Source organism: Pseudomonas brassicacearum (assembly GCF_003732175.1).
GTDB lineage: Bacteria > Pseudomonadota > Gammaproteobacteria > Pseudomonadales > Pseudomonadaceae > Aquipseudomonas > Aquipseudomonas brassicacearum_G.
This window is the reverse complement of sequence record NZ_MOBI01000014.1, coordinates 1-21,030: the sequence shown is the minus strand read 5'-3', so window position 1 is coordinate 21,030 and position 21,030 is coordinate 1. Positions and strand designations below refer to the sequence as shown.

Genomic DNA, 21,030 nt, shown 5'->3' with positions numbered 1-21,030 from the left:
AGAAGTTGTAACTGGGTGAACCCGGTATTTAAAGCTACAGTCTGATGGTTTCACGCAGGCTCGGACCATAACCCCTGCGCATCATCCAAGGAGCTTTCATGAACACATTGCGCCGCAGCGCCGCCCTTCTCGTCCTCAGTGCCGGCACCCTCGCCAGCCTGCCAGCGTTGGCCGTCGACGAACTTCACTACAACCAGATTTCCCTGCGCGCCGAAGTCAGTCAGGAAGTGGCCCGCGACCTGATGATCGTGACCCTCTACACCGAAGAACAAAACACCGACCCGGCGAAACTCGCCGCCGACGTCAGCACCACCATGAACAAGGCGCTGGCCCAGGCCAAACAGGTCAAGGACATCACCCTGCGTCAGGGCAGCCGTCACAGCTACCCGATCTACGACACCAAGGGCCAGAAGATCACCGGCTGGCGTGAACGCGCCGAACTGCGCCTGGAAAGCTCGAACTTCGCGGCGCTGTCCAAGCTCACTGGCGAACTGCTGACCGACCTGAAAATGGGCGGCATGGACTTCGCCATCGCCACCCCGACCCGCAAGGCCAGCGAAGATGCCTTGCTCAAAGAAGCCGTCACCGCCTTCAAGGCCCGCGCCCAACTGGCCACCGATGCACTGGGCGGCAAGGGTTACAAAATCGTCAACCTGAACCTCAACAGCAACGGTTATCCACAGCCTTACCTACGCGCGCCAATGATGATGAAAGCCGCGGGCATGGACTCGGCACCGGTAACCCCGGATGTCGAAGCCGGCACCAGCCAGGTCAGCATGACGGCCGATGGCTCGATTGAAGTCTTGATGCCGTAAGATCGCTTGATCGTTCCCACGCTCTGCGTGGGAATGCAGCCCGGGACGCGGAGCGTCCCAGAAGCGTGACGCGGAGCGTCACAAGAGGCATTCCCACGCGGGAGCGTGGGAACGATCATCCTCCCGATACGTGCCCTACTTGACCTGGTACTCCGCAGGCTCCGGCACATCAAAATCATCCAGCGCCCTGTCCACCAGCAATTGCACCCCATCCACCAGTCGACAGATCGCCAGTGCCACATTGCGCCGCGAACCTTCGATCTCGAACGCCAGGTCGGCGGCCATGACTTTCACCGACGCCAGATCTTCCGAGGCGTTGGCCAGCAGGCTTTCAGTGCCCACATCAGGAGCGACGCTGAATAACCGATCAGAACGCAAATCGCTGAAGCGCAGTTTGGCGAGTGTCGGTTTCAGGTAGTGATCCAGTGCCCGGTGTGCGGCATCGTGGAGCTTTTTGGAATCGAGGGATTGGTAGGGGGAAACGTCGTCAGGTGCGGGGGGATCGGGGATTAACTTGTCCATTTAAATACTCCACTCATTTTGGGAGCCATCACTTACCGATCTCACTCAGTGAAGGGGTGGCAGCTATGTGCGGTGTGAGATTACCGGGAGTAGAACCGGCCAGACCGAAGTCTGCCCGCACACAGCCGCCATAAAACATTGCGGACAGCAGATAAGCTGGCGGCAATTATGGTGGTACTGGCACTCGATTCATACTCTTTGCCGGGATCTCACTCCCGATCGCTGAGTTTTCAGCGACAGCCAAAGGTTAGAGAGGGCATTTCCGACCGGCAACCTGAAAGAGGCGTGGGAAAGTTCTACGGTTCTGACAGATTGCATCAACACTCAAAACGGAACGCGGAGCGTCCCAGGCAGCATTCCCACGCAGAGCGTGGGAACGATCAATCTGGTGGTTGATCTGGAAAACTGGTTGATTCCGATCAGAACGACCAACAAGCTCCCCAATAACCCGCTGTGTATGCCACAACAGAGGGGTCCCCCTAACAAACGGATATTTCCGCGTCCCCCGTCAACAACGCTACCCTCCGGAAAAAGCCGCTGCCAAACCCTCGGGGACTCCATGGAAAGAACCACCGTCAAACCACTTCTGCTTGCCCTCACCCTCGCCACTATTGCTCCATTCGCCCAGGCCGCGACCACGCTGGTCTACTGCTCCGAAGCCAGCCCTGCCGGGTTCGACCCGAGCCAGTACACCAGCGGCACGGATTTCGATGCCTCGGCTGAAACAGTCTTCAACCGTCTGACCCAATTCAAACGCGGTGGCACCGAAGTCGAACCGGGGCTGGCGACGAGTTGGGATGTCTCCAAAGACGGCCTGACCTACACTTTCCACCTGCGTGACGGGGTGAAGTTTCATACCACCGACTACTTCACGCCGAGCCGCGATTTCAACGCGGACGATGTGCTGTTCACCTTCCAGCGCTTGCTCGACCCCGAAAACCCGTTTCGCAAGGCCTACCCCGCTGAGTCGCCGTACTTCACCGACATGGGCCTGAACACCACGATCAAGAGTATCGACAAGGTCGATGAGCACACGGCGCGCTTCAGCCTGAACAATATCGACGCCGCGTTTGTGCAGAACCTGGCGATGAGCTTCGCCTCGATCCAGTCCGCCGAGTACGCCGCGCAGTTGCTCAAGGAAGGCAAAGCCTCTGACCTCAACCAGAAGCCGGTCGGCACCGGGCCATTTGTGTTCAAGCGTTATCAGAAGGACTCGCAGATCCGCTACAGCGCCAACCGCGCCTACTGGAAACCCGAGGATGTGAAACTCGACAACCTGATTTTCTCGATCACCCCGGACGCCGCCGTGCGCCTGCAAAAGCTCAAGACCGGCGAGTGCCAGGTCAGCGGCTACCCACGTCCGGCCGATATTGAAGTGATGGAACAGGACCCGAACCTGCGGGTGCTCAAGCAAGCCGGTTTCAACCTTGGTTTCCTGGCCTACAACGTGACCCACCCGCCCCTGGACCAGCTCAAGGTCCGACAGGCGCTGGATATGGCGATCGATAAGCCGGCGATCATCAAGGCCGTCTATCAAAGCGCCGGGCAACTGGCGCAGAACGCCCTGCCACCAGCGCAATGGTCGTATGACCCGACCATCAAGGACGCGCCCTACGACCCGACCAGGGCAAAGGCGCTACTAAAAGAAGCAGGGGTTGCCCCCGGTACCACCATCAATTTGTGGGCGATGACCGTGCAGCGGGCGTCCAATCCGAACGCGCGGATGTCGGCGCAGATGATCCAGCAGGACTGGGCCAAGGTCGGCATCACGGCCAACATCGTCAGCTATGAATGGGGCGAGTACATCAAGCGCGCCAAGAACGGCGAGCACGACGCGATGATCTACGGCTGGACCGGCGACAACGGTGACCCGGACAACTGGCTCGGCGTGCTCTACAGCTGCGCCGCAGTGAAAGGTAGCAACTACGCCAAGTGGTGCGACCCGGCGTACGACAAGCTGGTTCAGCAGGCCAAGGTCTCCACTGACCGTGACGAGCGGGTCAAGCTCTATCAACAGGCACAAAAAATCCTTAAGCAACAAGTGCCTATCACACCGATCGCCAACTCGACGGTTTTTCAGCCTCTGCGCAAGGAAGTTTCCGACTTCAAGATCAGCCCGTTCGGCCTCACACCCTTTTATGGCGTGGGTATAAATAAGTAACACCGCGCTCCGGCCGGGTGCGCCAGCCGCCCTGGCCGCACCTCTATGGTGCGTCGTTTGCACCGAAAAATACGACCGCAAACGGTCAAATGCGTCAACTTTTATACATATGCGACATTTAGGTACGTTCGTGCCACTGTTTAAGGCTTGTAGCTCCCCGGCATCTTGCATTGGGTATGGGCCCTGCATAAGTATCCGCAGGTCGACTCACGAGGTCGTCCTCTAATTCCAAAAATGACAACAAATCATGAGGCCACCATGCTTAAACACGCGGTCATTCCGTTTTTAGTCGGCGCAAGCTTATTAGCTAGCGCACCTTTCGCCCAAGCGGCGACTAACCTGGTGTTCTGCTCCGAAGGGAGCCCGGCCGGTTTTGATCCTGGTCAGTACACCACCGGAACCGACTTCGACGCCTCAGCAGAAACCATGTTCAACCGCTTGAGCCAGTTCGAACGTGGCGGCACCGCCGTTGTTCCTGGCCTGGCCACCAGCTGGGACATTTCCCCGGATGGCCTGACTTACACCTTCCATCTGCGCGATGGGGTGAAGTTCCACACGACGCCGTATTTCACGCCGACCCGTAACTTCAACGCCGACGACGTGCTGTTCACCTTCGACCGCATGCTCGACAAGGACATGCCGTTCCGTAAAGCCTACCCGACCGAATTCCCGTACTTCACCGACATGGGGATGGACACCAACATCACCAAGGTCGAGAAAGTCGACGACAAGACCGTCAAGTTCACCCTGAAAACCGTAGACGCGGCGTTCATCCAGAACCTGGCCATGAGCTTCGCCTCGATCCAGTCTGCCGAGTACGCCGACAAGCTGCTCAAGGAAGGTAAACCGGGCGACATCAACCAGAAGCCGATCGGCACTGGCCCGTTCGTGTTCAAGAGCTACCAGAAAGACTCCAACATCCGTTACACGGGTAACAAGGACTACTGGAAGCCTGAAGACGTCAAGATCGACAACCTGATCTTCGCCATCACCACCGATCCGTCGGTGCGTATCCAGAAGCTCAAGAAAAACGAATGCCAGGTCACCCTCTTCCCGCGCCCGGCCGACCTCAAGGCCCTGGGTGAAGACAAAGACCTGAAGCTGCCACACCAGGCCGGCTTCAACCTGGGCTACATCGCCTACAACGTGATGCCAGTGCTCAAGGGCCGCACCGACGCCAACCCGCTGGCCAACCTCAAGGTCCGTGAAGCGCTGGACATGGCGGTGAACAAGCCGCAGATCATCGACTCGGTTTACCAGGGCGCCGGTCAACTGGCGGTCAACGCCATGCCCCCGACCCAGTGGTCCTACGACACCACCATCAAGGATGCCAAGTACGATCCTGAAAAAGCCAAGGAACTGCTCAAGGAAGCCGGCATCAAGCCTGGCACCGAGATCACCCTGTGGGCCATGCCGGTTCAGCGTCCGTACAACCCGAACGCCAAGCTGATGGCTGAAATGCTGCAGTCCGACTGGGCCAAGATCGGTCTGAAAGTGAACATCGTCAGCTACGAGTGGGGCGAGTACATCAAGCGTTCCAAAGGCGGCGAGAACCAGGCGATGATCATCGGCTGGAGCGGCGACAATGGTGACCCGGACAACTGGCTTGGCACCCTGTTCGGCTGCGATGCCATGAACGGTAACAACTTCTCGAAATGGTGCGACAAGCCTTACGACGCACTGATCAAACAAGCCAAATCCACCCCGGATGTGGCTAAACGCACCGAGCTGTACAAGCAGGCGCAACATCTCCTCAAAGATGCAGTCCCGATGACACCTATCGCGCACTCGACGGTGTATCAACCCATGCGCAACACCGTGCAGGATTTCAAGATCAGCCCGTTTGGCTTGAACTCCTTCTACGGCGTCAGCGTCAGCAAATAAGGTTTTGCAACGGCGACGCTCTTGACGTCGCCGTTGCTCTATCTGCCGAAACAGCTGGAATTCGCCTACTTCCCAAACCATTGCGGACTACTGCAGCAGGTTTAGGACGTGTCGCCTTTTCCTACCTGTTTTTCAGGCCCTACGCATTTACCGCCTGACCTCCGCCCCCTACCGTCGAGGTCCGGTCGTGTTGTCGCTGCGGCTGGCAATTGCTGAACCCATGGCTTTGATTCAGTGATACCTGCACGTCCCCGGACGGGACGATGGCTCACTGTTACACCTGAAAAGAGAGGGAGCGTCATGCGCCATACCTTGGTTTTATCCGCATTGCTGGGCACCGGCCTGTTGGCCGCCACGTCAGTCAGCCAGGCCGCCAACAACAGCCTGGTGTTTTGCTCTGAAGGCAGCCCGGCGGGCTTCGACACCGCGCAGTACACCACTGCGACCGACAATGACGCCGCCGAACCGTTGTACAACCGGCTGGCCGAGTTCGAAAAAGGCTCCACCAATGTCGTACCGGGCCTGGCCACACGTTGGGATATTTCCGAGGATGGTCTCAAGTACACCTTCCACCTGCGCGAAGGGGTGAAATTTCACACCACCCAGTACTTCACACCGAGCCGCGACTTCAACGCAGACGATGTGCTGTTCACCTTCAATCGCATGCTCGATACCGAGCATCCATTCCGCAAGGCTTACCCGACCGAGTTTCCGTACTTCAACGGGATGAGCCTGAACAAGAACATCGCCAAGGTCGAGAAGACCGGACCATTGACCGTGGTCATGACCCTGAACTCGGTAGACGCCGCGTTCATTCAGAACATCGCCATGAGTTTCGCCTCGATTCTCTCCGCCGAATACGCCGACCAGTTGCTCGCGTCCGGCAAGCCGAGCGAGATCAACCAGAAGCCGATCGGCACCGGGCCGTTCGTATTCAAGAGCTACCAGAAAGATTCCAATATCCGTTACACCGGCAACAAACAGTACTGGGACCCGAGCCGGGTCAAGCTCGACCAGCTGATTTTCGCCATCAACACCGATGCGTCGGTGCGCGTGCAGAAGCTCAGGAAAAACGAATGCCAGATCACCCTGCACCCACGTCCGGCCGATGTCGACGCGCTGAAAAACGACCCCAAGCTGCAACTGATCGAGAAGCCCGGTTTCAACCTTGGCTACATCGCCTACAACGTGCGGCATAAACCCTTCGACCAGCTCGAAGTACGCCAGGCGCTGGACATGGCGGTGAACAAGCAGGGGATTCTCAAGGCGGTATACCAGGGCGCCGGTCAACTGGCAGTCAACGCCATGCCACCGACCCAGTGGTCCTACGACGAAACTATCAAAGACGCCGCCTACAACCCGGAAAAAGCCAAGGAATTGCTCAAGGCTGCCGGGGTCAAGGAAGGCACCGAGATCACTCTCTGGGCCATGCCGGTACAGCGTCCGTACAACCCGAACGCCAAGCTGATGGCTGAAATGCTGCAATCGGATTGGGCGAAAATCGGCCTGAAAGTAAAGATCGTCAGCTACGAATGGGGCGAGTACATCAAGCGCACCAAGAATGGCGAACACGACATCAGCCTGATCGGCTGGACCGGCGACAACGGGGACCCGGACAACTGGCTGGGCACCCTGTACAGCTGCGACGCGATTGGCGGCAACAACTACTCCATGTGGTGTGACCCGCAATACGACAAGCTGATCAAGCAAGCCAAGATTGTCACCGACCGTGAGCAACGCACGGTGCTCTACAAGCAGGCTCAGCAATTGCTCAAGCAGCAAGTGCCGATCACGCCTGTTGCCCACTCGACGGTCAACCAGCCGTTGAGCGCCAAAGTCGAAGGATTCAAGGTCAGCCCCTTCGGCCGTAACGTCTTCTCGGGTGTCAGCATCGACCAATAACTGATTAGCCAGAACCCTGAGGGCGATTTTCGCCCTCACGCAAAGGTGTTGCCTGAATTCGGCGAACACGCCAAATGCAAACGTTTGCGATACGTGAATGAGTTCAAAACCAAATAGCCGGATCACCAAAAAAGACCGGCATTAAAAAAAGAAAGAAAGGAGCTTCACCCATGAAACTGAGCAGCACCGCATTATTGGCCTTGGCCATCAGCAGTGTCACGGCCACGGCTTATGCCGAAACCCAGAGCCAGGAGTTCACCCCGGTTACGGTCAACACCAGCAGCGCACAAGCCTCCGCAACAGGCTTTGTCGAAGGTCAGAAGATCGACGGTTCCACGCGTAACTGGTACGCCAACGAACAATTGAAACGTGGCGGCAAGTTCACCTACCTCAAAGACGGTGTGGCGACGCCAACCGACCGCCGTATCAACTGGGTTCAGGGCACTATCGTCAAGTACAACTCCGGCTTCACTCAGGGCACCATCGGTGTCAGCACTGAAGTGGCTGCCTACAACGCCGTTGCACTGGATCGTGATCACAAGGATCTGGCGTCCAACAACGGCGGTGCACCGGGCTCTCGTCCAGGCGCAGGCAACAACCGTACCCTGACCAAAGAAGGCGGCGATGCCCAAGGCCAGTGGAGCAAACTGGGTCTGGCCAACGTCAAGTTCCGCGTATCGAACACAACCCTGACCGCCGGCCGCCAGAACTTCAGCACCCCGATTGTCGACACCATCGGCAACCGTGCGTTGCCTTCGAGCTTTGAGGGCGTGAGCCTGCACAGCGAAGAGCTGAACAATCTGTCGTTCGATGCAGGATCCTTCGACCGCGTATCCCCGCGGACCGAAGAGAGCCTGTCGAAATTCCGTACCGAGTACACCAACAACAAGGCCGAAACCGATCGCGTGAATACCGCCGGCCTGAACTATCAGCCGTTCAAGAGCCTGAAAACCAGCCTGTACGTCGCGAACGTCGAAGACTTCTGGAATCAGTACTACTTCGGCGCCACCCACGAACTGGGTGATAGCTCGGTGCTGGGCCTGACCACCGGCCTGAACTACTACAAAACCCTCGACACCGGCAAAAAGGAAATGGGCAACATCAACAACGATGCCTACTCCGTGTCGTTCGGCCTGACCCACCAGGCCCACAGCCTGACGTTCTCCTGGCAGCAAATTGCCGGCGACGAGTACTTCGACTACCTGCACGAAACCAACGGTATCTACCTGGCCAACTCCCTGCTCTCGGACTTCAACGGTCCGAACGAGAAGTCCTTCCAGATCGCCTATGGCCTGAACATGGCTGAATACGGCGTGCCGGGCCTGAAGTTCAACATCTACCAGGCTCGCGGCTGGGGCATCGACGGTACGCACTACACCGGCACCGCCTATGACGTGAAAAACATGGACGGCGAGCACCACTATGAATACGGCATTGGTACTTCCTACGCCGTACAAAGTGGCCCGCTGAAAGCCACCACCATTCGCGCGACCTACACCGCGCACCGTGCCTCCGAAAACCAGGCTGACGGCAGCCTCAACGAGTTCCGTCTCATGACCACGATCCCGTTCAACATTCTGTAAAAGCGCTGCCAAACGGCTGACTCACGATGAGTCGGCCGTCTGGCTTTTTCCTGTTCAACCGATTGCAGAGGGCTCTTGATGAAAATGCTTCCCCTACGTGCGGCCATCGCCGCCGCGCTGCTGAGTGTCGCCATTGGCGCCTCGGCCAAACCCTTGGTGGTCTGTACCGAAGCCAGCCCGGAAGGCTTCGATATGGTCCAGTACACGACTGCAGTCACAGCCGATGCGGTGGCCGAAACCATCTTCAACCGTCTGGCGGACTTCAAGCCCGGCACCACTGAAGTGATTCCGGCACTGGCCGACTCCTGGGACATCAGCGAAGACGGTCTGACCTACACGTTCCACTTGCGCAAAGGCGTCAAGTTTCACACCACCGAATACTTCAAGCCGACCCGCGACATGAATGCCGACGACGTGGTCTGGAGTTTCCAGCGTCAGCTGGACCCGAACCACCCGTGGCACACCAAGTCGAGCGTGGGCTTCCCGTACTTTGAAAGCATGGGCTTCAAAGAGCTGCTCAAAAGTGTCGAGAAGGTCGACGACAACACGGTCAAATTCACCCTGACCCGCCGTGAAGCACCGTTCCTGGCGGACATCGCCATGGCCTTCTCCTCGATCTACTCCGCCGAGTACTCCGACCAGTTGCTCAAGGCCGGCAAGACCGGCGACCTGAACAACAAGCCCGTCGGTACCGGCCCGTTCATCTTCCAGCGTTACGCCAAGGATGCTCAGGTTCGCTTCAAGGCCAACCCGGAGTACTTCCGTGGCAAGCCGCCGGCTGACGCGCTGATTTTGGCCATCGCCACCGACAACAACGTTCGCCTGCAAAAGCTCAAGGCCAACGAGTGCCAGATCGCCCTCTATCCGAAACCGGATGATATCCAGAGCATCAAGGCTGACCAGAACCTGAAGGTCGATGAAATAGCGGCCATGACCACCAGCTACACCGCTCTGAACACCACACGCAAATACATGAGCGATGCACGGGTTCGCCATGCAATCAATATCGCTTTCGACAAGGAGGCCTACACTGATGCCTTGTACGGTAAAGGCAACGCAGTGGTCGGCACCGGCCCGTATCCGCCGACCCTGCTAGGCTTCAACGACACATTGACGAACCCTCCACGTGACCTCGACAAGGCACGTGCACTGCTCAAGGAAGCCGGTGTGCCGGAAGGTACGGTGTTCACCCTGTTCACGCGCAACGGCGGCGGACCGACCAATCCGAACCCGATGCTCGGTGCACAAATGATGCAGTCGGACCTGGCCAGGATCGGTATAAAGGTCGATATCCGCGTGATGGAATGGGGCGAGATGCTCAAACGCGCCAAGAACGGGGAACACGACATGGTCTCGGCTGGCTGGGCGGGAGATAACGGAGATCCGGACAACTTCCTGACTCCGAACCTGAGTTGCGAGGCTGCAAAAAACGGCGAGAACTACGCCCGCTGGTGCAACAAAACGTTCCAGGACCTGATCGACAAGGCTCGCGCCGGCACCGACTCTGGGGAACGGAAAGAACTCTACGAGCAGTCCCAGACGGTTTTCGACAAGGAGCAGCCATGGATTCCAATGGCTTACCCGAAAATATTTACCGCCATGCGTAAAAACGTCGAGGGCTTCCACCAGAGCCCCCTGACCACAAACAACTTCGCTACTACCGAAGTGAAGTAGATAAGAAAACGCCCGGCAACGTTGACCCCAACGCTGCCGGGAACGCCTAACCGGCTGATGAGGTACACCACAAGATGTTTAGTTTTATTGCCCGCCGATTGGGATTATTGATCCCCACGTTCTTCGGCATCACCTTGCTGACTTTCGCGTTGATTCGCATGATTCCCGGCGACCCCGTGGAAGTCATGATGGGCGAACGTCGGGTCGATCCCGAAATGCATGCTCAGGCAATGGAACGCCTTGGTCTGAACAAACCGCTGTATGCCCAGTATCTGGACTACATCGGCAAACTGGCCCACGGCGACCTGGGTGAATCCCTGCGGACCCGTGAAAGCGTATGGACTGAATTCACCTCGCTGTTCCCCGCAACCCTGGAACTGTCCATGGCTGCCCTGCTGTTCGCTGGCGTTCTCGGCCTGTTGGCCGGGGTGATCGCAGCGCTGAAGCGAGGGTCCCTGTTCGACCATGGGGTGATGGGCATCTCCCTTGCCGGGTATTCGATGCCGATTTTCTGGTGGGGCCTGATCCTCATCATGTTCTTCTCGGTCTCCCTGGGCGTGACCCCGGTGTCCGGGCGGATCGACCTGCTGTATGACATCGAGCCAAGAACCGGCTTCATGCTCATCGACACCCTGCTGGCCAATGACACCGGCGCGTTCTTCGACGCCCTGCACCACCTGATTCTTCCGGCCATCGTGCTCGGCACCATTCCGCTGGCGGTGATCGCCCGGATGACCCGTTCCTCGATGCTCGAAGTCCTGCGTGAAGACTACATCCGCACCGCCCGGGCCAAAGGCCTGTCGCCGTCGCGCGTGGTGTTCGTTCACGGCCTGCGCAACGCCTTGATCCCGGTACTGACCGTGGTCGGCCTACAGGTCGGCACATTGCTGGCCGGTGCGGTTCTGACCGAAACCATCTTCTCGTGGCCCGGTATCGGCAAATGGCTGATCGAAGCCATTGGCGCCCGGGATTACCCCGTGGTGCAAAACGGAATTCTGTTAATCGCCTGCCTGGTGATTCTGGTCAACTTTGTAGTGGATATTCTTTATGGCTTCGCAAACCCACGCATCCGTCACCAGCGCTGAGACCCTACGTATGAGTACTCCAACTACCGCCGTAGCAGTCGATCAAAGTCTGCTGTATCCGTCCCCGTACAAAGAGTTCTGGCAAGCATTCTCCAAGAACAAGGGCGCCGTCGCCGGCCTGTTGTTCATGCTGCTGGTTATTTTTTGCGCGATTTTCGCCCCATGGGTTGCTCCGCATAACCCGAGCGAGCAGTTCCGCGACTTCCTGCTGACCCCACCGGCCTGGCTGGCCAATGGGCAGATGCAATTCCTGCTCGGCACCGATGAGCTGGGACGCGACCTGCTGTCGCGCCTGATCCATGGTTCGCGCCTGTCCTTGATGATCGGCCTGTCGTCGGTGGTCATGTCGCTGATTCCGGGGATCCTGCTGGGTCTGTTCGCCGGGTTCTTCCCACGCCTGCTGGGCCCGACCATCATGCGCCTGATGGACATCATGCTGGCCCTGCCGTCCTTGCTGCTGGCTGTGGCGATCGTCGCCATCCTCGGCCCTGGCCTGATCAACACCGTGATCGCCATCGCCGTGGTGTCCCTGCCGGCCTACGTTCGTCTGACCCGCGCTGCGGTTATGGGCGAACTGAACCGCGACTACGTGACCGCCGCGCGCCTGGCCGGTGCCGGTCTGCCGCGCCTGATGTTCATCACCGTGCTGCCCAACTGCATGGCGCCGCTGATCGTTCAGGCAACCCTGAGCTTCTCCTCGGCGATTCTCGATGCCGCGGCACTGGGCTTCCTCGGCCTTGGCGTACAACCGCCAACCCCTGAGTGGGGCACCATGCTGGCTTCGGCTCGCGACTACATCGAACGCGCCTGGTGGGTCGTCAGCCTGCCTGGCTTGACCATTTTGCTCAGCGTGCTGGCAATCAACCTGATGGGCGACGGCCTGCGCGACGCGCTGGACCCGAAACTCAAGAACGCCGCCTGAGGAGATTCAAATGTCACTGTTGGAAATCAAGAATCTCAACGTTCGCTTCGGCGACAAGAACGCCGTTCCGGTGGTCGACGGTCTCGACATTTCCGTGGACAAGGGCGAAGTCCTGGCCATCGTTGGCGAGTCGGGGTCCGGCAAATCCGTGACCATGATGGCGCTGATGGGCCTGATCGAACATCCGGGGATCGTCACCGCTGACGCCCTGAATTTCGACGGCAAGAACATGCTCAAGCTCAGCAATCGTCAGCGTCGGCAAATCGTCGGCAAAGACCTGGCCATGGTCTTCCAGGACCCGATGACCGCGCTGAACCCAAGCTACACCGTCGGCTTCCAGATCGAAGAAGTGCTGCGCCTGCACCTGAAAATGTCCAGCAAGGACGCCCGCAAGCGCGCCATCGAGCTGCTGGAAAAAGTCGAAATCCCGGGCGCCTCGAGCCGTATGGACGCCTACCCGCACCAACTGTCCGGCGGTATGAGCCAACGTGTGGCGATTGCCATGGCAATTGCCGGCGAACCGAAACTGCTGATCGCCGACGAACCGACCACCGCGCTGGACGTGACGATCCAGGCGCAGATCATGGACCTGCTGCTGGCGCTGCAAAAAGAGCAGAACATGGGCCTGGTGCTGATCACTCACGACCTCGCCGTGGTGGCCGAAACCGCCCAGCGCGTGTGCGTGATGTATGCCGGCCAAGCGGTAGAAGTCGGTCAGGTGCCGCAGTTGTTCGACATCCCGGCGCACCCGTACAGCGAAGCGCTGCTCAAGGCCATTCCCGAGCACAGCCTGGGTTCCTCGCGCCTGGCCACGTTGCCGGGCATCGTTCCCGGTCGCTATGACCGTCCGCAAGGCTGCCTGCTGTCGCCGCGCTGCCCGTACGTGCAGGACAGCTGCCGTCAACAACGTCCAGGCCTGGACCCGAAAAGCAACAGCCTCGCCCGCTGCTTCTATCCTTTGAATCAGGAGGTGGCGTAATGGCCGTCGTTCTCACCGCCCGTGACCTGACCCGTCACTACGAAGTCTCCCGCGGCCTGTTCAAAGGCACCGCGCTGGTACGCGCACTCAATGGCGTGTCGTTCGAACTCGAAGCCGGCAAGACCCTCGCCGTGGTTGGCGAATCCGGCTGCGGCAAGTCGACCCTGGCCCGCGCCCTGACGTTGATCGAAGAGCCGTCTTCGGGTTCGTTGAAAATCGCCGGGCAAGAAGTCACCGGCGCCAACAAGGCCGAACGCAAACAGCTGCGCAAAGACGTGCAGATGGTCTTTCAGAGCCCTTACGCCTCGTTGAACCCACGGCAGAAAATCGGCGATCAACTGGCCGAACCGTTGCTGATCAACACCAAACTTTCCGCGGCCGAACGCCGTGAAAAAGTCCAGGCGATGATGAAGCAGGTCGGCTTGCGTCCTGAGCACTATCAGCGTTATCCGCACATGTTCTCGGGCGGCCAGCGTCAACGGATCGCCCTGGCTCGGGCCATGATGCTGCAACCCAAAGTGCTGGTCGCGGACGAACCGACCTCGGCACTGGACGTGTCGATTCAGGCCCAGGTGCTGAACCTGTTCATGGACCTGCAGCAAGAGTTCAACACCGCCTATGTATTCATCTCCCACAACCTGGCGGTGGTGCGTCACGTCGCTGATCAGGTGCTGGTGATGTACCTCGGCCGGCCGGTGGAAATGGGCCCGAAAGAAGACATCTACACCCGTCCTCTGCACCCTTACACCCAGGCACTGCTGTCGGCCACACCGACGATTCATCCGGATCCGACCAAGCCGAAAATCAAGATCGTCGGCGAACTGCCGAACCCGCTGAACCCGCCGTCCGGGTGCGCGTTCCACAAGCGTTGCCCGTACGCCACCGAACTGTGCAGCAAAGAAGAGCCGGCCCTGCGCCAGCTCGACAGCCGCCAGGTGGCCTGCCATTACGCCGAGCAATTCGTCGTCTAAGCCGGGCATGAAAAAGCGCCCTCTCGGGGCGCTTTTTGAAACGCGTTGACCAACCCCCCTCCTGTCGGACTGCGCATCAGTCCGACAGGAGGGGGGTTCTTTTGTCTGAATCCTTAAGCCTTAACCCTGGGTATCGTCTTCGGAATCGTCGGAGGATGGGTCCTCATCGCCTTTAGTGTCACTTTGACTCTGATCACCAGTGGCAACCATCAAGCCACTGCCCTGCACACTTTTTGCTGCCGAAAAACCCTGGTCCTGCACCGCGCCGCCGCTCGCCCACGCTGCCGAAGTGCCCACCGACAGCAACACCAGCACTTTGATCAGTAAAACCATGCGTTGAAAAATGCTCATAGCTGATTCCATCCTTTCGTAGGTGAATCACGAGTAGCTACGGATCGTATTTCCAACGACCGCAGCGCTGTCTGAAATCTAGTCTGGATAGACGGGATTGACCAGATAGGACACTAACGATGGTCGCCAATTGCCTTTTGCCAAAAGACAGGTTTGGAATAATCGATATGCCAAAATGCTCGTTCCCACGCTCTGCGTGGGAAGGCAGTCAGGGACGCTCCGCGTCCCAGGAGCAGACGCAGAGCGTCCGGTGAGGCTTTCCCACGCAGGAGCGTGGGAACGAGCATTTCCAAATAAAAAGCCCCGAGGCTTTCGCGTCGGGGCTTTGGGTGTAGCCGTTTAGCGCTTAATGATGCTCACGCGTCGCACGGAATTTCACATCCGGCCAACGCTCTTCCATCAGCGCCAGGTTGACCCGGGTCGGGGCCAGGTAGGTCAGGTGGCCGCCGCCGTCGAGGGCGAGGTTTTCCACAGCCTTGACGCTGAACTCTTCGAGCTTCTTCTTATCGCTGCAATCGATCCAGCGTGCGGACCACACGGTGATCGGCTCGTAGGCGCATTCGACCTTGTATTCCTCTTTCAGGCGGCTGGCGACCACATCGAACTGCAACACACCGACGGCGCCGAGGATGATGTCGTTGCTGCGTTCCGGGAAAAACACCTGGGTCGCGCCTTCTTCGGCGAGCTGCTGCAAGCCCTGGCGAAGTTGCTTGGACTTCAGCGGATCCTTCAGGCGTACGCGACGGAACAGTTCCGGGGCGAAGTGCGGGATACCGGTGAAGCCCAGGGTTTCGCCTTCGGTGAAGGTGTCGCCGATCTGGATGGTGCCGTGGTTGTGCAGACCGATGATGTCGCCGGCAAACGCTTCTTCCAGCTGCTCACGCTCGGAGGAGAAGAACGTCAGCGCGTCGCCGATCCGGACGTCCTTGCCGGTGCGCACGTGGCGCATCTTCATGCCTTTTTCGTACTTGCCGGAGCAGATACGCATGAAGGCAATACGGTCGCGGTGTTTAGGGTCCATGTTCGCCTGGATCTTGAACACGAAGCCGGTGAACTTCTCTTCCACCGGTTCCACCGTACGCTCGTTGGCAACACGGGCCAGCGGCTTCGGTGCCCAGTCGACCACGGCGTCGAGCACGTGATCGACCCCGAAGTTGCCCAGCGCGGTACCGAAGAACACTGGGGTCAGTTGGCCGTCCAGGAATTCCTGTTGGTTGAATTCGTGGCAGGCTCCTTGCACCAGCTCCAGCTGTTCGATGAAGCGCTCGTACTCGTCACCCAAGTGGGCGCGGGCTTCATCGGAGTCGAGCTTCTCGATGATTTTCACCTCGGTCCGCTCGTGGCCGTGGCCAGCGGTGTAGACGATGATGTAATCGTCTGCGAGGTGATAGACGCCTTTGAAATCACGGTAGCAACCGATCGGCCAGGTGATCGGCGCAGCCTTGATCTTGAGGACGGCTTCAATTTCGTCGAGCAGTTCGATGGGATCGCGGATGTCACGGTCGAGTTTGTTGATGAAGCTGACGATCGGCGTGTCACGCAGACGGCAAACGTCCATCAGGGCGATGGTCCGTGGCTCTACACCCTTACCGCCGTCGAGAACCATCAATGCCGAGTCGACCGCCGTCAGGGTGCGGTAGGTGTCTTCGGAGAAGTCTTCGTGGCCCGGGGTGTCGAGCAGGTTGATCATGTGATCGCGATACGGGAACTGCATGACCGACGTGGTAATGGAAATACCACGCTGCTTTTCCATTTCCATCCAGTCGGAGGTGGCATGGCGGTCGGACTTGCGAGACTTCACCGTGCCGGCAACCGCAATCGCCTTGCCCATCAGCAAGAGCTTTTCGGTGATGGTGGTCTTACCCGCATCGGGGTGGGAAATAATGGCGAAAGTGCGGCGTTTCGCGACTTCGGCGGCCTGTTTGGTCATGGGAAATCGCCTGGCAGGTGATTCAAAAAAGGGCGGCGAGTATAGCTCAAAACGACATCTACGGACCACCGTTCGTAGGTGCTGCCAAAGGCTGCGACCCAACGTGGGGGCTAGCGATCCAACGTGCGTAGAAGCTGCCGAAGGCTGCGATCTTTTGATCTTCGGCATAACTGAAAACGCTAGAAGATCGCAGCCTTCGGCAGCGCCTACGGTGGCTAAATAGTGTCTGACGTGGGAACCTTTTAAACCGTGGAGCCGTCCACTCCACTGTTACGACCTGTCGTCAGGGGCTGAAATATCAGCAAGTCAGCCTGACGAGGCTGCGCTTATGGCTCGATCTCTTGCCGCTTTACCGGCATTGACGAGCTGCTTTTCGCGAACAGTGTCTTCGGCAGCCAAGTATGGCGTTGCCACACGAAGCGCTGTCCGCCGACTGAAATAAAGGAGTCCGCCTGTGGCTATCCGCTATGGCAAAGGGCTAATAGGAGGAGCGGTTGTCGTCGCCCTTCTGGCCCTGCTGATCCACTGGATCGGCATCAACACGATCGACCTGTACCGCGACGATTTGTTGTTTTACCTGCAAGCTCATCTGATTCTCGTCCTCGCTTCCATGCTGGCCGCCCTCGTTGTGGGCATCCCCGCCGGTATCTTCCTCAGCCGCCCGACCATGGTCGGACGCGCCGAACGCTTCATGCAGCTCTTCAACATCGGCAACACCGTCCCGCCTCTCGCCGTACTGGCCATCGCCCTGGGGATTCTCGGGATCGGCAGCGGCCCTGCGATCTTCGCGCTGTTCCTCGCGTCCCTGTTGCCGATCGTGCGCAACACCTACGAAGGGCTGAAAAACGTTCAGGGCTCACTCAAGGAAGCGGCCGTCGGCATCGGCATGACCCCGAGTCAGGTGCTCTGGCGGGTCGAACTGCCGAACGCTGTGCCGATCATTATCGGCGGCGTGCGCGTCGCATTGGCGATCAACGTCGGCACCGCGCCGCTGGCGTTCCTGATCGGCGCGAACAGCCTGGGCAGCCTGATTTTCCCTGGCATTGCCTTGAACAACCAGCCGCAATTGATTCTCGGCGCAGCCTGCACCGCCCTGCTGGCCTTGCTGCTCGACGGTCTGGTGACACTGGCCAGCCGACTTTGGCTGGAACGCGGTTTACCCCAGTCCTGAATCCGGCTGAGCGAAGGAATAATCATGAAGACATTTAGCTTATTACTAGGCTGCGTCCTGCTGTGCGCAGGATTTGCCCATGCCGCCGATAAACCACTGATCCGCATCGGCGCCCGGGTGTTCACCGAACAAACCCTGCTCGCGGAAATCACCTCGCAATACCTGCGGACCAAGGGTTATGACGTCCAGGTGACCGGCGGCCTAGGCAGCAGCCTGGCCCGCAGCGCCCATGAAAACGGCCAACTCGATCTGATGTGGGAATACACCGGTGTGTCGCTGGTGGCTTACAACCATGTCACCGAGAAGCTCGATAGCGAACAGTCCTATGCTCGGGTTAAGGAACTCGACGCGAAAAAGGGTCTAGTCTGGCTCACCCCGTCGAAATTCAGCAACACCTACGCCCTCGCATTGCCCAAGAACGTGGCTGACGAATACCCGCAGATCAACCGCATCAGCGACTTGAACAACGTGCTCGACGCTGAGGCAAAGGCCAACCACCTGGTAGCGCTGGACACCGAGTTCGCCAACCGTTCCGACGGCCTCAAAGGCATGGTCAAGCTCTACGGCATGAACCTGACCCGCAACAACATCCGGCAGATGGACGCCGGGCTGGTCTACACCGCGCTGCGCAATGGCCAGGTATTTGCCGGGCTGGTCTACACCACCGACGGACGCTTGAACGCTTTCAAATTGAAACTGCTGGAAGACGACAAGCATTACTTCCCCGACTACACCGCCGCGCCGGTTGTGCGTCAGGTGTACCTCGATGCCCACCCGCAACTGGCGGAACAACTCAAACCACTGGCCGAACTGTTCGACGACCAAACCATGCGCCAGCTCAATGCGCGGGTCGATGTCGATCACGAAAGCCCTTCCGCCGTGGCCGCAGATTTCTTGCGCCAGCACCCCATCAACTGAGGAAAAGCCATGGAATTTCTCAACGCCTTTTCCCACCTGGACTGGCCACTCGTCCTGCACCTGACCTGGCAACACATCACCCTGGTCGGCATCGCCGTGACCCTGGCAATTGTGGTCGGCGTGCCGCTGGGCATTCTGATGACGCGCTTCCCGACGCTGGCCGGTCCCTTGCAAGCCAGCGCCACGGTGCTGCTGACCATTCCGTCGATTGCGCTGTTCGGTCTACTGCTGCCGTTGTACTCGAAATTCGGTCAGGGCCTGGGACCGATGCCGGCGATCACCGCAGTGTTTCTGTATTCCCTGCTGCCAATCATGCGTAACACCTACCTGGCGCTGACCGGTGTCGAACCCGGCATTCGCGAAGCGGCCCGGGGCATCGGAATGACCTTCGGTCAACGCCTGCGCATGGTCGAGTTACCGATTGCGGTGCCGGTGATCCTCGCTGGCGTGCGCACCGCCGTGGTCATGAACATCGGCGTGATGACCATCGCCGCCACCATCGGTGCCGGTGGTCTGGGCGTACTTATCCTCGCTGCCATCAGCCGCAGCGACATGTCGATGCTGATCGTCGGCGCGGTGCTGGTCAGTCTTCTGGCGATCTTCGCCGACCTGCTTCTGCAACGGCTGCAACACTCGCTGACGAGTAGGGGGTGTTCGCCGCAAATGGCGGGCGCGCCGTCGCCCCACAAAGCGCAAGACTAGGCGCGAGGAGAGAAGTTTGGTTTCTTCAAATGAACGACGAGCAACGACGGATTGCGCTTTGTGGGGCACGGCCCTCCGGGTTGGAGCTGTGATCCCGCCGGGCTGCGTTGTGGGACTTGAAAAGGAAACGACATTTCCTGCGTCCCACGCCTTGCCCGGCGGGATCACAGCTCCAACGCGCTCCGCCATTTGCGGCGAACACCCCCTACCAGGACTCCTGAAATGATCGAACTTCAAAACCTCAGCAAAACCTTTCACAGCAACGGCAAAGACATCAAAGCCGTGGACTCGGTGAACCTGACCGTCAATGAAGGCGAGATTTGCGTGTTCCTCGGCCCATCGGGTTGCGGCAAGAGCACCACGCTGAAAATGATCAACCGGTTGATCAAACCGACCTCGGGCAAAATCCTGATCAACGGCGAAGACACCACCGACCTCGACGCCGTTACCCTGCGTCGCAACATCGGTTATGTGATCCAGCAGATCGGCCTGTTCCCGAACATGACCATCGAGGAAAACATCACCATCGTGCCGCGCCTGCTCGGTTGGGACAAACAGCAATGCCACGACCGCGCCCGCGAGTTGATGAACATGATCAAGCTGGAGCCCAAGCAGTATTTGAGCCGCTACCCGCGGGAATTGTCCGGTGGTCAGCAACAGCGGATCGGCGTGATTCGCGCCCTCGCCGCCGACGCCCCGCTGCTGTTGATGGACGAACCATTCGGCGCGGTCGACCCGATCAACCGCGAGATGATCCAGAACGAGTTTTTCGAGATGCAGCGGGCGCTGGGCAAGACCGTGATCATGGTCAGCCACGACATCGACGAAGCGATCAAGCTCGGCGACAAGATCGCGATCTTCCGTGGCGGCAAACTGATCCAGGTCGATCACCCGGACACCCTGCTCGCGCACCCCGCGGATGACTTTGTCAGCAACTTCGTCGGCCAGGACAGCACGCTCAAGCGCCTGCTGCTGGTCAAGGCCGAGGACGCGGCGGACAACGCGCCGTCAGTCAGCCCGGAAACGCCGGTGGCCGAAGCGCTGGAACTGATGGACGAACTCGACCGCCGCTACGTGGTGGTCACCTGCGCCGACCATAAGGCCATGGGCTACGTGCGCCGCCGCGATCTGCACCGTCAGACCGGCACTTGCGTGCAATACCTGCGCGAGTTCAACGCCACGGCAGCCTACGACGAGCACCTGCGAATCCTGTTGTCGCGCATGTACGAGTTCAACCGCTCGTGGCTGCCGGTGATGGACGCCGAGCGGGTATTCCTCGGTGAAGTGACGCAGGAGTCGATTGCCGAGTATTTGAGTTCCGGGCGCTCGCGGGGTGGCAAGACCAGCATTGTTTCGCCTGCAGAGACTGCGTTGGTCTGATTCGTTCCGACTGATCGTTCCCACGCGCTGCGTCACTAGTGTCCGGTAAAACTCTCTCATAGCTGAAGGCTGCCTTGGGC

At 59.0% G+C, this 21,030-nt stretch carries 17 protein-coding genes; 14 read left to right on the top strand and 3 right to left on the bottom strand.

Translation table 11 applies throughout. The annotated features are described in order from the left end of the window. Nucleotides 1-98: 98 nt before the first annotated feature. Nucleotides 99-815: an SIMPL domain-containing protein gene (locus BK658_RS12765; RefSeq protein ID WP_123582596.1), complete on the top strand. Its 717-nt coding sequence runs from the start codon at nt 99-101 to the stop codon at nt 813-815. Between the two features lie 135 nt (nt 816-950). Here BK658_RS12765 and BK658_RS12760 read toward each other — a convergent pair whose 3' ends face one another. Continuing rightward, nucleotides 951-1,337: a DUF6124 family protein gene (locus BK658_RS12760; RefSeq protein ID WP_123582595.1), complete on the bottom strand. Its 387-nt coding sequence runs from the start codon at nt 1,335-1,337 to the stop codon at nt 951-953. Nucleotides 1,338-1,896: 559 nt separating this feature from the next. Here BK658_RS12760 and BK658_RS12755 point away from each other — a divergent pair. The 9 genes from BK658_RS12755 (at nt 1,897) to BK658_RS12715 (ending at nt 14,498) form a co-directional block, all read left to right on the top strand. Then, complete coding sequence (locus BK658_RS12755; RefSeq protein WP_123582594.1) at nt 1,897-3,498, top strand: ABC transporter substrate-binding protein; 1,602 nt, start codon at nt 1,897-1,899, stop codon at nt 3,496-3,498. Between the two features lie 258 nt (nt 3,499-3,756). Next, a complete protein-coding gene (locus tag BK658_RS12750) occupies nt 3,757-5,382 on the top strand; it encodes an ABC transporter substrate-binding protein (RefSeq protein ID WP_123582593.1) in 1,626 nt (541 codons plus the stop codon). Between the two features lie 300 nt (nt 5,383-5,682). Then, nucleotides 5,683-7,284, top strand: a complete 1,602-nt coding sequence (locus BK658_RS12745; protein ID WP_123582592.1) for an ABC transporter substrate-binding protein — start codon at nt 5,683-5,685, stop codon at nt 7,282-7,284. A 170-nt stretch (nt 7,285-7,454) separates the two neighbouring features. Continuing rightward, nucleotides 7,455-8,867, top strand: a complete 1,413-nt coding sequence (locus tag BK658_RS12740) for an OprD family porin (protein WP_123582591.1) — start codon at nt 7,455-7,457, stop codon at nt 8,865-8,867. A gap of 78 nt (nt 8,868-8,945) precedes the next feature. Beyond that, entirely contained in the window at nt 8,946-10,541 is a 1,596-nt protein-coding gene (locus BK658_RS12735) for an ABC transporter substrate-binding protein (protein WP_123582590.1), read from the top strand. 74 nt (nt 10,542-10,615) lie between these two features. Further along, nucleotides 10,616-11,626, top strand: a complete 1,011-nt coding sequence (locus BK658_RS12730) for an ABC transporter permease subunit (protein WP_103315790.1) — start codon at nt 10,616-10,618, stop codon at nt 11,624-11,626. A 10-nt stretch (nt 11,627-11,636) separates the two neighbouring features. Continuing rightward, nucleotides 11,637-12,548 (top strand): ABC transporter permease subunit, encoded by a 912-nt coding sequence (locus BK658_RS12725; RefSeq protein WP_019691855.1) that lies wholly within the window; start codon nt 11,637-11,639, stop codon nt 12,546-12,548. Nucleotides 12,549-12,558: 10 nt separating this feature from the next. Beyond that, on the top strand, nt 12,559-13,527 hold the full coding sequence (locus tag BK658_RS12720; protein ID WP_123582589.1) for an ABC transporter ATP-binding protein: 969 nt from the start codon (nt 12,559-12,561) through the stop codon (nt 13,525-13,527). Further along, nucleotides 13,527-14,498, top strand: coding sequence for a peptide ABC transporter ATP-binding protein (locus BK658_RS12715; protein WP_054594034.1), 972 nt, complete (start codon nt 13,527-13,529; stop codon nt 14,496-14,498). The genes BK658_RS12720 and BK658_RS12715 overlap by 1 nt, the downstream gene beginning before the upstream one ends. A gap of 120 nt (nt 14,499-14,618) precedes the next feature. Here BK658_RS12715 and BK658_RS12710 read toward each other — a convergent pair whose 3' ends face one another. Together BK658_RS12710 and BK658_RS12705 are read right to left on the bottom strand one after the other, a co-directional pair. Next, a complete protein-coding gene (locus BK658_RS12710; protein ID WP_259740078.1) occupies nt 14,619-14,849 on the bottom strand; it encodes a hypothetical protein in 231 nt (76 codons plus the stop codon). Between the two features lie 346 nt (nt 14,850-15,195). Next, nucleotides 15,196-16,779 (bottom strand): peptide chain release factor 3, encoded by a 1,584-nt coding sequence (locus tag BK658_RS12705; RefSeq protein ID WP_123582587.1) that lies wholly within the window; start codon nt 16,777-16,779, stop codon nt 15,196-15,198. A 454-nt stretch (nt 16,780-17,233) separates the two neighbouring features. On the opposite strand from BK658_RS12705, the gene BK658_RS12700 reads away from it, so the two are divergent. The 4 genes from BK658_RS12700 (at nt 17,234) to BK658_RS12685 (ending at nt 20,950) form a co-directional block, all read left to right on the top strand. Next, nucleotides 17,234-17,950 (top strand): ABC transporter permease, encoded by a 717-nt coding sequence (locus BK658_RS12700; RefSeq protein ID WP_123582586.1) that lies wholly within the window; start codon nt 17,234-17,236, stop codon nt 17,948-17,950. A 24-nt stretch (nt 17,951-17,974) separates the two neighbouring features. Continuing rightward, nucleotides 17,975-18,868 (top strand): glycine betaine ABC transporter substrate-binding protein, encoded by an 894-nt coding sequence (locus BK658_RS12695; protein WP_123582585.1) that lies wholly within the window; start codon nt 17,975-17,977, stop codon nt 18,866-18,868. Nucleotides 18,869-18,877: 9 nt separating this feature from the next. Continuing rightward, nucleotides 18,878-19,570, top strand: coding sequence for an ABC transporter permease (locus tag BK658_RS12690; RefSeq protein WP_123582584.1), 693 nt, complete (start codon nt 18,878-18,880; stop codon nt 19,568-19,570). A gap of 222 nt (nt 19,571-19,792) precedes the next feature. Next, entirely contained in the window at nt 19,793-20,950 is a 1,158-nt protein-coding gene (locus tag BK658_RS12685; RefSeq protein ID WP_123582583.1) for an osmoprotectant ABC transporter ATP-binding protein OsmV, read from the top strand. The last annotated feature ends 80 nt before the right edge of the window (nt 20,951-21,030 follow it).